Consider the following 10,146-nt stretch of genomic DNA (forward strand, 5'->3'; position numbering starts at 1 on the left):
CAAACCGATGAATGTTTCCCTATTTTGGTGCGGATGTTGGAAACCGATCCCGACTACAGCATTCGGGCAGCAGCGGCGGGGGCCCTGGGCTATCTAGAAGATCCCCGAGCGTTTGAACCGCTGATGCGCACCTTTTATGAAGATACCGATTGGCTGGTGCGGTTTAGTACGGCGGTGTCCTTAGGGAATCTCAAGGATCCTCGGGCCCATGATGTTTTGATACAGGCGCTGTCGAGCCACGAAATTGTTTTGCAACAGGCGGCGATCGCTGCCCTGGGTGAGATCCGTGACCTGAGCGCAGTGGATCGGCTGTTGGACTTTGTGCAGTCGGAAGACTGGCTGGTGCGTCAACGGTTGGCGGAAGCGCTGGGGAATCTGCCGACGCCCAAGAGTGTATCGGCGTTGCAATATCTGGAGCGAGATACCCATACCAATGTGGCCACGGCGGCCATGATTGCCCTGCGGCGTTGGCGAGACAGCGGTGAATTGGATCAACTGATCACGACATCTGCCGACGATTAGCTTAGGTTGCCAAGCAGGTCTAACCGGCCGCGATCGCCATCTAGGCAACAGAGCTGACCCACCGGGAGGGCAGCATTCTCGCCGTCGTGACCAAAGGGCAGGCCGGAAACGATGGGAATGCCTAGGTCACCGAGGCGATCGCGCAGCACTTCAGCAACCGTGAAGCTGGGGATACTGGGCGGCGGGTCACATTGGCTAAAGCGACCGAGGGCAATGCCCTTGACCTGGGATAGCAAACCCATCATCCGCCACTGGGTCAACATGCGATCGATGCGGTAGGGCGCTTCTGATACGTCCTCTAGCGCCAAGATGACGCCGGATAGATCGAGCTGCACGGCGGTTCCCAGCAGGTGGGTGGCCACGGTGAGGTTGACGGGGAGCAATAATCCCTGAGCGGTCCCACCGCCCCAGCCTTGTCCGTGGATGGAGGGTAAACGACCGCCCCGTACCCAGTCGAAAAGGCGATCGACTGACCAAGCCGGTTCCGATCCTAGGGTGGTCAACAATGGCCCATGGACGCCAGAAATCTGCTGCTGGGCCAGGCTCCAGAGCAGGGCGGTGATGTCGGAAAAGCCAATCAACCATTTGGGCGTTAGCTGGCTGGGCCATTGCCAGGCTTCCAACAGCCGTGCTCCCCCATAGCCACCCCGCGCACAGAGGATCCCTCGGCAGTCTGGATCATCAAGGGCCTGCCATAGCTGTTGCCGCCGTTGGACATCGGTGCCGGCCAGGTAGCCCCAGCGAGCATCGTAGCCTGGTACCGGCTCCACGCGATAGCCTTGGGATCGCCAGAGGTCAATTCCGGCATGGAAGGCAGCGGTTTCTCGTAGGGCTCCGCTGGGAGATACGACACAGAGCTTATCGCCTGGTTGCAGCGGCGGTGGCGGGGTGCAGGGTTTCATCTGGATTCGACTCGATGCTTTAACGCTGGATGATGGTAACGGTGGATGATAGTGGCGCTGGCAGGATGGTGACGATCCGCCGTCGTTATCCTTCAAGCATAGTTTGCAGCCAGTCTTCCACCCGTGCGCCTAGGGCCGCGAGGGAATAATGTTCTTCAGCAGCTTGGCGGCAGCGGTGGCGATCCAACTCCGGCAGACGGGCGATCGCTTCCACTAAGGCATCCACGGAATCCGGTTCCACTACCCATCCCGTTTGCCCATGGCTAACAATTTCTGCTGGGCCACCTCGCCGATAGGCAATCACCGGCACGCCACAGGCCAGCGCTTCGATCACCACATTGCCAAAGGCTTCCACCCAGCGCGGCGTCACCAACAACCCTCGACATTGACCCAGTTGGGCCTGTAACTCGGCGGTGGAGAGAAATCCTTGGTAGCTGACATCGGCATTGGGATAGGTGCGACAGACCTGCTGCCAATAGTCTGGATCGGGCATGGCTCCCCAGACTTTCAGGGAGAGATGGCTTTGATCCGCAGCGGCGATCGCATCTTCAATACCCTTCTCGGGAGCAATGCGTCCGACCCAGCCTAGGTAAGTGTCCGGTTCCGCCACAAAGCGATAGTGGGATAAATCCAGACCATTGCCCAAGCAGCGGCAGCGATCGCCAAAACTAAAGGTTTCTGCCTGGGCCAAGCTATGGACGGCAACCGTGTGGGGATAGTGGGCCACGACCTGGGCGATCGCGTCATCCATGGCGTCGGTGAGGGAGGCCATGCTCACCAAGTGGGCAATGGGGCGATCAAACCAGGGGGTGAGGTAAAAGGGCAGCCAATCGTAGGCAAAATTCACCAGCACGTCATATTGAGGTGCCAAGAGCTTGGCTTGCTGCCACATGGCACCGAGTACGGGCTGGGCTGGTAGGGTAATGGCCGCATCCCGTTCCTGGTTTTGGGCCAGGGGTTGCAGCTTGCCCGCGACCGGTATGACGTTGACGTCCCCTAGGCTGGAGCCCGTGGGAGCCAGGATGGTGATCTGATGGCCGCGCTGGGTGAGGGCCTGGGCGATATTGTGTAGGGTGAGTTCAACGCCACCGCCCAGCCCAGAGCCTAGTGGCCCGACTGGCGTGGAGACCAACAAAAGATGAAGCGATCGGCAAGGGTTTACCATTCAACGGTACGCATCCGTAATCTAGATCGTGACCTACCTTTCTGCAGAGCAAGATTCCCAACAGTGGTATACCTTGGGGCTGCACGTCAGGTTGGTTGGGACTGTGGGCTAGGGATCGAGCATGGCAGCTTGTTCAGGGGAATAGCCTGCTAAACGACGCGCCAAGTCAGGATTATAAACCCGTAGGTAGTTCCAATAGTTGCCAAAGACAGATTCTACATAGCCCTTGGTTTCTGGGAAGGGAATTTGCTCCACAAACAGATCGGGATCACTGAAGCCAAAGCGATCGAGCCAGTCGGCTACGCTGCCTGGCCCGGCGTTGTAGCTGGCGATCGCCAATAGAGAATTGTTGCCATATTCTCGATGGGTATAGTCTAGATACCAGGTGCCCAATTTGATGTTGTCATTGGGATCGGTCATCGTAAACTCGCCGATATCGTCGGACTGAGCAGCGATCCAATCCGCGGTTTCTGGCAGCACCTGCATCAGACCTAGAGCTCCGGCTACCGATTCAATTTTGGGCTCAAAGCGCGACTCTTGGCGAATCAGCGAGACCACCAGCAGAGGGTTTAACTGGCGATCGCTCGACCATTCCTGAATCAGATCGTCGTATAAAAACGGATAACGGGCTTGCCAATAGGCAGATTGTTGGCGCAGGGCTTGGTATTGCTGCTGCTCTTCTGGATCCTCGCGCCAGGCCAAGCTTTCCACCATGAAGATGCCTTCTAGGTTGTCGCCCACGCCCAAGCGCATGACGCCATCGGTAAACTGTTGGGCAACCGTCGGCTCCATGCGATCGCGATATTCCACTTGCCAGCGAGTCCAGGCGTCTTGATCCTGTCCCAGCCAGTAGAGTTCCTGCAAGACCTCGGAGCCATCCAGGGGCGTTTGGTGGCGGGGCGGAATTTGAATGGGCACCATTTTCTGTCGGGTGCTGGTGAAGTCGCCCACATCCCACCCGAGGGCGATCGCTGCCCGCCAGGCATAGTAGGAGTCGGGATAATTTCTAAGAATGGTCTCGTAGGCGGCTTGGGCCGCTTGGCTATTGCCAGATTCCTGACTGAGGCGGCCGATCCAGAAGGCTGATTCGGCGGCATGGTCGCTGTTGGGGTTTTCCTCCAGCAGTTGTTTAGCCCAAGCCTGAGCTGTCTCGCGATCATTTGCCTGGAGGGTTCGCTGCACCTGTTGCCAGCGCAGGGTTGCCGCTGCGTCGGATGAGCTGTGCTGGGTGAGCACCGATTGGCGAGCTTGCTGGGCAGATTCAGCGCTTTGCAGTTCGTCGAGGCGATTGGCGCGTTCTAGAAGAGCATCAGCGGCGCGATCAGGGAAGTTTTCCCGCACGATATCTAGATAAGCGATCGCTTGTCTGGATGATGATGTCAGTGATGCTAGGTGAATCAAGCCTTGGGCTGTATCAGGTTCGTTGGGAAAAGTTTCATACAGTCGCTGATAGGCCTGGATGGCATCCTGGGTGCGATCCCCCAACTGCGCGCCCCGTCCAGCTCGGTAAAGGTTGCGAGGGGTGGCGGTGGCGCGGGCATAGGCGCGGCCAGCCTGACCATAAATTTGTTTTTCCCAATAGCCAAAGCCGATGGTTTCCCAGTCTTCTGGTGTCAACTCTGCAGTATGATCTTCTGCCAACTCATTGAGCACCGCGCCGCTGTTGGGTAAGTGCAGCCCGTAGCGGGCCAGCAGCCGCAGCAGATCGACCTGACCAGGATTGCTGGTGAGCCGGGCTTGGGCAATATCGAGGGTGCGGGGATGGGAGGGAAAGTTGGCGATCGCCCGATCCCAATATTGGGTGTCGCTGCTGGTGATGCCGATGGCATAGAGCGCCTCTACGGATACCGGATCGTCGGGATAATCATTGGCCAACTGCTGCCAGGTTTCCAACGCTTCGGCTCGCTGATCTAAAGCTTCGTGGGCAAGGGCCGTTTGGTACAGCACGTAGGGCGCAAAGGGAGAATACTCTGCTTCCAGACCTTGGAGCCACCGGAGGGCCTCTTGGGGTTGCCGTTGGTTGAGCAGGTCGGTGGCCAGGAGATAGCGGGCCCGGCTTCGTTCTAGGGAAGCTTCGGGTTGGTTGGCGATCGCTTCTAGATCAGCCTGGCGTGCCTCGGCGGGGAGGGATACCAGAGCCAGCACCGCCGATTCGCGGTTGGCATCAAGGTCTTGGTCGGCAAAGAGATCGTCTGAGATCTCGTTAGATTGACCGACGATGGGCAGCCGGTTGAGCAGCCCTGGATAGCGAAATGCGGTAATTGCGCCGCCCAACGCTAGGATGATCGCTCCTGCTCCAAGGGCTAGGGCGATTTTACCTGGTGTTTCTTGGAGTGGCTTCACCATGAATTGACGTCATATAGGTCGCTGAGCAATACATCAATATCTCGATGACCAGACCAAGCTGCTGCCTGGCTCATCTGCCCCCAGATTCTAGCACTCCCATCAATGACGCGATCGCCATCCCATGACAGCGGCGATCAGACCCAAACAGCCAATCCCCATCAGCCCCGCCAAGGGATTTTGATCAATACCCGTGACCCATTCGGGAACGCGATCGCCATAGTCAATCCATTCGCCCACATGCAGCACATAGGATCCCCACACCAATCCCGCATGGAGACCAATGGGCAGACCCAACTGGCCGCGTCGGGTGAGCCCTCGCCAAGTAGCGGTGGATCGCTTGGCCCACACGAGCGTCAGCCCCAGCAGCACCAGTCCGGGGAAGCCGGGGAGGGTGCGCAGGATCTCGGTAGGCGGCTTCAGGTAATGCAAAATCGCGAAGATCAGGCTACTGCTCCACAGGGCGACGGCGGGGCGATAGTCTCGCTCTAGCTCATCCAGCAGCCAGCCTCGAAACACCAGTTCTTCCCCCACGCCGACCCCCACACCGACCAGCAATCCCTGCAGGGCGACGGGCAGCAACGACCAAGAGGGCGATCGCCACGTCACCCAGCCCAGCAGGCTTGCTAGACCATAGAGTGCCATCAGACTTAGCAGACCCACCAGCAAGCCCGCCAGCAACTGCAGGCGATTGCTGAGCGAACCACTCAAGCCATAGTGCTGCAAGGGGCGTGGATAGCCATGCACCGACCACCCCCAGAGACGTACCAGGGTCACAAACTCAACTCCTAAAATCACCATCACCACAATGGTGCGGGTGTTGGCATCGGGAATCACCCAATACCCTAAGGCGGCAAAGGGCAGCCAAGCGATCGCCAGCCAGATCAAAAATGTGATCAGGCGACGGGGGGCAGACTGATGGCGCGTGAGCGTAGGGGTACCCTTCAACAGAACCCTATCCTCAAAAAACAGCAGGTATTCAAGCTATTCGTCGGGTTCCATGGTGCTGATTAATCCATGGTTTTTCAGCGTTTCACAATAAAACTCCGCATGTTCTTGGGCACAGGTAATCACCAGGGCCAGGCCGTTGGTATGGGCCTCCATCATGATATCGACCGCTTGAGGCTGGGTTAAACTTGCCACGGTCTGCATGAGGGTCTGCACGACATACTCCATGGAGTTGTAATCATCATTGTGGAGAAGAACCCGGTAGCGGGGCGCAGGCTTCCGTACCGTTGAACTCCGTTCAAGGGTTTCGACTGACACAGAGCTAAACCTCTCGTTCTACTTCCAAGTGGGACAATCGGACGCCGTTGATCATCCTTCTGCCGTTTGGCAACCTAGCAGGATGATTCGACCTTGCATCAGAATGGGTGACAATGCAATGGCCCGAGCAGCGACCCAGTGAGTGAGGATTGGTCTGCGATCGCGCCACAGGTTGCATTTGCATTGCTTAATATTTCTAACATCATTTATACCATTCCTGCTTCGGATTCTGGTGGGGGTGGGCGGGAGTGCAATAACACCCTGCCGCACCATCAACTGTGTCTAATTGCCGAGGTGATCGGGGTCTAATCGTTCGTTCATGGGCGACCACGAGATCTGGACGCCATGGCTGAGTCCCCCCGATTCCCGCAGCGATCGCTGAGCATGGAGCCAAGATTCTTGCTTCATAATTTGTAATACTAGAACTAGATCCATCGCTTCTTGCTGCACCCATGACGACTCTTCCTCCCACCTCTGCCCCACCCACGGTTCAAACTTGGACATGGCGCACCTACCCCATTACCTATGCCCAGGAGGGCATCCAAGGGCCTGCCATTGTTCTGGTTCACGGTTTTGGCGCGTCTTGGGGGCACTGGCGCAAACTCATGCCCTTGTTGGCAGAGCACTACCAGGTCTATGCCTTGGATCTTCTAGGATTTGGAGCCTCTGCTAAGCCTACGCCTGGGGAGGCGATCGCCTATACCTTTGAGACCTGGGGAGCCCTCGTGGGCGACTTTTGCCGCGAGGTGGTGCAGGCTCCGGTGACGGTGGTGGGCAATTCCATTGGCTGTGTGGTGGCCATGCAAACGGCGGTCGATTATCCCGACTGGGTGCAGGGCGTGGCGTTGATCAACTGTTCTCTGCGGCTCTTGCACGATCGCTATCGCAGCACGCTGCCTTGGTTCCGGCGCACGGGGGCGGGCATGATGCAGAGTATTCTGGGTGTCCAATGGCTAGGACGGCAGTTTTTCCAAGCGATCGCCAAGCCCAAGACGGTTCGCCGGATTTTACTGCAGGCCTATGCCCAACCAGAAGCCGTTACCGATGACTTGGTGACCATGTTGATGACCCCAGCGGCTGATGTAGGCGCTGCGGATGTATTCCTGGCCTTCACCCGCTATTCTCAGGGGCCGTTGCCGGAGGATCTCCTGGCGATCTTGCCCTGTCCGGCCCTGATCCTCTGGGGAGTTGAGGATCCCTGGGAGCCGATTGATCTGGGGCGGCGGCTGGCTGAGTTTGACTGTGTCGATGCCTTCATTCCCCTAGAGCGGGCGGGGCACTGTCCCCAGGATGAAGTGCCGGAGGTGATTGCTCCCTTGCTGCAGGACTGGATGAACCAGAAACGGGCGATCGCCCCCTCTATGTAACGAGGGCTTGATGGTTCGCCTGCCCATGCCTACGGTAATGTTCTGAAGAGTGACAAATTATAGGGATTTATAACAGTTATGAGAGCCGCTAAAGCCCTCAAAGTGGCTTGACAAGAGGTGTCCAACTCTTTTTAAAAAATGTGTTTCGGATGCTCTTTGGGAAACTGACGCGTATACTGGCACGCATACCGCGTCTACAAGGCCCATGTCAAGTCTCCAAATGCGCCTCATTGAGTTCTTGCAGCAAGAGCTTCGCATTCCACATAACTCCATCGCCACGGCTCTCCGCCATCCGGAAGGACAAACGCCGCATTTGTTGCCCATGGTGCTCTGGCAATATGGGTTGGTGACCTTGGAGCAGCTTGACCGCATTTTTAATTGGTTAGAAACGGCTCCAGGGCGTGACGATTACACCCCTAGCTGCTCTTGAGCGTTGGGGTTTATGTCAGCCCTAGTCTGATATGGGAATGCTCTGTCTAGATCTGTTCCCACCGGTCTGAGCAACGTTACGGGGTGATCTAATCCAAAGTAAGGGTGGATTCAACCCGATCGAGTGAAGTGCGATAATAATCAAGATTGAGTCACTGCTGACAGAATCACGCTTTAGACTTATGTCAGTCTAGGTGGAAGCTTTTCCGCGATCGCCAGATGTCTGGGCAAAGGAGTTCGCGTCTGATGTGGGGGCTGCTAGGTATGGGAAACGGCTGAACCATAGAAGCTTAACCCTAGAAACAGTTGCGTAACCCGTTGCATCCAGATCACCGAGTTACAGGTCTAGGAACATAAACACCGCTGGCGGGATGGGGAAACCTGTTGGTCTAGGCGGTGTGGATGAACCAGAAAGAACAGACCGGCTGTTGAGAATCCCCGCCCCTCAAGTTCGGGGAAGCGATCAACTGTGCACGTCAGCCGTAGGACAAACGGTCAAGATGCCTGTGGACGTATCCTTTGCTGGGAATGGCAACATTCTAGGAGGGCGGATGAAGCAGGAAACTCTCAGGAGCGATCTTGGGAATCCAGTACTGTGCCCCTTAGGGGTGCTGGCTGGACAATGTCACATTGTTTACTTTGGCGAGTAGTAAAGTCATGACGGTTTGCGAATACAAGCCAGGTTTAGAAGGAATTCCTGCGAAGCAGTCCAGCATTAGCTTTGTGGATGGGCACCAGGGCATCTTAGAGTACCGTGGCATTCAGATTGAAGAGTTAGCCAAGCATGGTAGTTTTTTGGAAACTGCCTACCTGCTCATCTGGGGCACCCTACCCAGCCAAGAAGAACTGACTGATTTTGAACGGGAAATTCGCTACCATCGTCGCCTCAAGTACCGTATCCGCGACATGATGAAGTGCTTTCCCGAAAGCGGCCATCCTATGGATGCGCTGCAGGCCTGTGCGGCGGCTTTAGGATTGTTCTATTCCCGACGTGCCCTTGATGACCCTGCCTATATCCGCGCGGCAGTGGTGCGCCTGCTGGCGAAATTGCCGACTATGGTGGCGGCGTTCCAGCTCATGCGTAAGGGAAATGACCCGGTGCAGCCTCGGGATGACCTAGACTATGCTGCTAACTTTCTCTACATGCTCAACGAACGAGAGCCGGATCCCCTAGCGGCCCGTGTGTTTGATGTTTGTCTAACGCTCCATGCGGAGCACACGATCAATGCATCTACCTTTTCCGCCATGGTGACGGCGTCTACCCTCACTGATCCCTATGCGGTGGTGGCATCGGCGGTAGGTACCCTGGCTGGCCCTCTCCATGGTGGAGCCAATGAGGAGGTGATCACCATGCTGGAGGAAATTGGCTCGGTGGATAATGTGGTGCCCTATCTCGATGGCTGCATTGCGCAGAAAACGAAGATTATGGGATTTGGTCACCGGGTATACAAGGTGAAGGATCCAAGGGCCACCATTTTGCAGAGCTTGGCGGAGCAGTTGTTTGAAAAGTTTGGGGCCGATGAATATTACGATGTGGCGCTCGAACTGGAGCGGGTGGTATCCGATCGCCTCGGGCATAAGGGAATTTACCCAAATGTAGACTTTTACTCTGGGCTGGTTTACCGAAAGCTAGGCATTCCTACGGATCTTTTTACGCCTATTTTCGCGATCGCCCGTGTGGCTGGCTGGTTAGCACACTGGAAGGAACAACTCAGTGAAAACCGCATATTCCGCCCCACCCAGATTTATACCGGCACCCATAGTGAACCGTATATTCCCATAGGAGAGCGACAAAATTCCAACGATCAAGACCAGCTAACAGGGTTAATTACTGAGTAAGCGCAGGTGCAATTTTTGCAAATGATGGGTGAGACCCCTCTTGTAACATTTGCAGCGATCGCTATCATTGAATGCAGTGACGATTTTCAGGAACTCCAGCTCCCGGTCCATTAGGCTCGGGGGTTTTTATTTGGGGACTTTTTGGGCGTCTTAACCGATTACTAAAGGTTTCAGCCTGCACTGTGGCTCGAAGGACGAGGCGATCGCCTCTGATGTTCCCGATGAATTATCTCTGACATGTTCTGTCAGCCAGTAGGATTGAGATAGTCTAGGACAGGACAATTGTCTTGAATAGATGACTATAAGCTGCATG

General features: G+C 56.3%; 11 protein-coding genes. 5 read left to right on the forward strand and 6 right to left on the reverse strand.

Annotated features, from left to right (window positions below; genetic code table 11):
• On the forward strand, positions 1-522 hold a 522-nt coding region (locus V6D20_11360; GenBank protein ID HEY9816381.1), incomplete at its 5' end, for a HEAT repeat domain-containing protein.
• Here V6D20_11360 and V6D20_11365 read toward each other — a convergent pair.
• The 6 genes from V6D20_11365 to V6D20_11390 form a co-directional block, all read right to left on the reverse strand.
• Positions 519-1,424: an LD-carboxypeptidase gene (locus tag V6D20_11365; GenBank protein ID HEY9816382.1), complete on the reverse strand. Its 906-nt coding sequence runs from the start codon at positions 1,422-1,424 to the stop codon at positions 519-521. The two genes, V6D20_11360 and V6D20_11365, sit on opposite strands and share 4 nt — an antisense overlap.
• 85 nt (positions 1,425-1,509) lie before the next feature.
• The gene (locus tag V6D20_11370) at positions 1,510-2,589 is read right to left on the reverse strand and encodes a glycosyltransferase family 4 protein (GenBank protein HEY9816383.1); all 1,080 of its coding nucleotides are present in this window, start codon (positions 2,587-2,589) and stop codon (positions 1,510-1,512) included.
• A 108-nt stretch (positions 2,590-2,697) separates the two neighbouring features.
• Complete coding sequence (locus V6D20_11375) at positions 2,698-4,935, reverse strand: transglycosylase SLT domain-containing protein (GenBank protein HEY9816384.1); 2,238 nt, start codon at positions 4,933-4,935, stop codon at positions 2,698-2,700.
• Positions 4,936-5,034: 99 nt separating this feature from the next.
• Complete coding sequence (locus V6D20_11380; protein ID HEY9816385.1) at positions 5,035-5,880, reverse strand: CPBP family glutamic-type intramembrane protease; 846 nt, start codon at positions 5,878-5,880, stop codon at positions 5,035-5,037.
• 36 nt (positions 5,881-5,916) lie between these two features.
• Positions 5,917-6,198 carry an ATP-dependent Clp protease adapter ClpS gene (gene clpS / locus V6D20_11385; protein HEY9816386.1) on the reverse strand — a complete coding sequence of 94 codons (282 nt, stop codon included), beginning with the start codon at positions 6,196-6,198 and terminating at the stop codon, positions 5,917-5,919.
• 282 nt (positions 6,199-6,480) lie between these two features.
• Complete coding sequence (locus V6D20_11390; GenBank protein ID HEY9816387.1) at positions 6,481-6,606, reverse strand: hypothetical protein; 126 nt, start codon at positions 6,604-6,606, stop codon at positions 6,481-6,483.
• Positions 6,607-6,650: 44 nt separating this feature from the next.
• On the opposite strand from V6D20_11390, the gene V6D20_11395 reads away from it, so the two are divergent.
• The 4 genes from V6D20_11395 to V6D20_11410 all read left to right on the forward strand — a co-directional run bounded on the left by V6D20_11395 (position 6,651) and on the right by V6D20_11410 (position 9,833).
• A complete protein-coding gene (locus V6D20_11395; protein HEY9816388.1) occupies positions 6,651-7,565 on the forward strand; it encodes an alpha/beta fold hydrolase in 915 nt (304 codons plus the stop codon).
• 205 nt (positions 7,566-7,770) lie between these two features.
• Positions 7,771-7,995, forward strand: a complete 225-nt coding sequence (locus V6D20_11400) for a DUF2949 domain-containing protein (protein ID HEY9816389.1) — start codon at positions 7,771-7,773, stop codon at positions 7,993-7,995.
• 370 nt (positions 7,996-8,365) lie between these two features.
• On the forward strand, positions 8,366-8,644 hold the full coding sequence (locus V6D20_11405; protein HEY9816390.1) for a hypothetical protein: 279 nt from the start codon (positions 8,366-8,368) through the stop codon (positions 8,642-8,644).
• Positions 8,645-8,651: 7 nt separating this feature from the next.
• Positions 8,652-9,833, forward strand: coding sequence for a citrate synthase (locus V6D20_11410; protein HEY9816391.1), 1,182 nt, complete (start codon positions 8,652-8,654; stop codon positions 9,831-9,833).
• Positions 9,834-10,146 lie beyond the last annotated feature (313 nt).

Source organism: Candidatus Obscuribacterales bacterium (assembly GCA_036703605.1).
In the GTDB taxonomy this organism is placed as follows: Bacteria; Cyanobacteriota; Cyanobacteriia; order RECH01; family RECH01; genus RECH01.

Excerpts from the sequence above, each read along its gene's own strand:
- V6D20_11365 (HEY9816382.1), bottom strand. The coding sequence starts at position 1,424 with ATGAAACCCTGCACCCCGCCACCGCCGCTGCAACCAGGCGATAAGCTC.
- V6D20_11370 (HEY9816383.1), bottom strand. The coding sequence starts at position 2,589 with ATGGTAAACCCTTGCCGATCGCTTCATCTTTTGTTGGTCTCCACGCCA.
- V6D20_11375 (HEY9816384.1), bottom strand. The coding sequence starts at position 4,935 with ATGGTGAAGCCACTCCAAGAAACACCAGGTAAAATCGCCCTAGCCCTT.
- V6D20_11390 (HEY9816387.1), bottom strand. The coding sequence starts at position 6,606 with ATGAAGCAAGAATCTTGGCTCCATGCTCAGCGATCGCTGCGGGAATCG.
- V6D20_11395 (HEY9816388.1), top strand. The coding sequence starts at position 6,651 with ATGACGACTCTTCCTCCCACCTCTGCCCCACCCACGGTTCAAACTTGG.
- V6D20_11400 (HEY9816389.1), top strand. The coding sequence starts at position 7,771 with ATGTCAAGTCTCCAAATGCGCCTCATTGAGTTCTTGCAGCAAGAGCTT.
- V6D20_11405 (HEY9816390.1), top strand. The coding sequence starts at position 8,366 with ATGGGGAAACCTGTTGGTCTAGGCGGTGTGGATGAACCAGAAAGAACA.
- V6D20_11410 (HEY9816391.1), top strand. The coding sequence starts at position 8,652 with ATGACGGTTTGCGAATACAAGCCAGGTTTAGAAGGAATTCCTGCGAAG.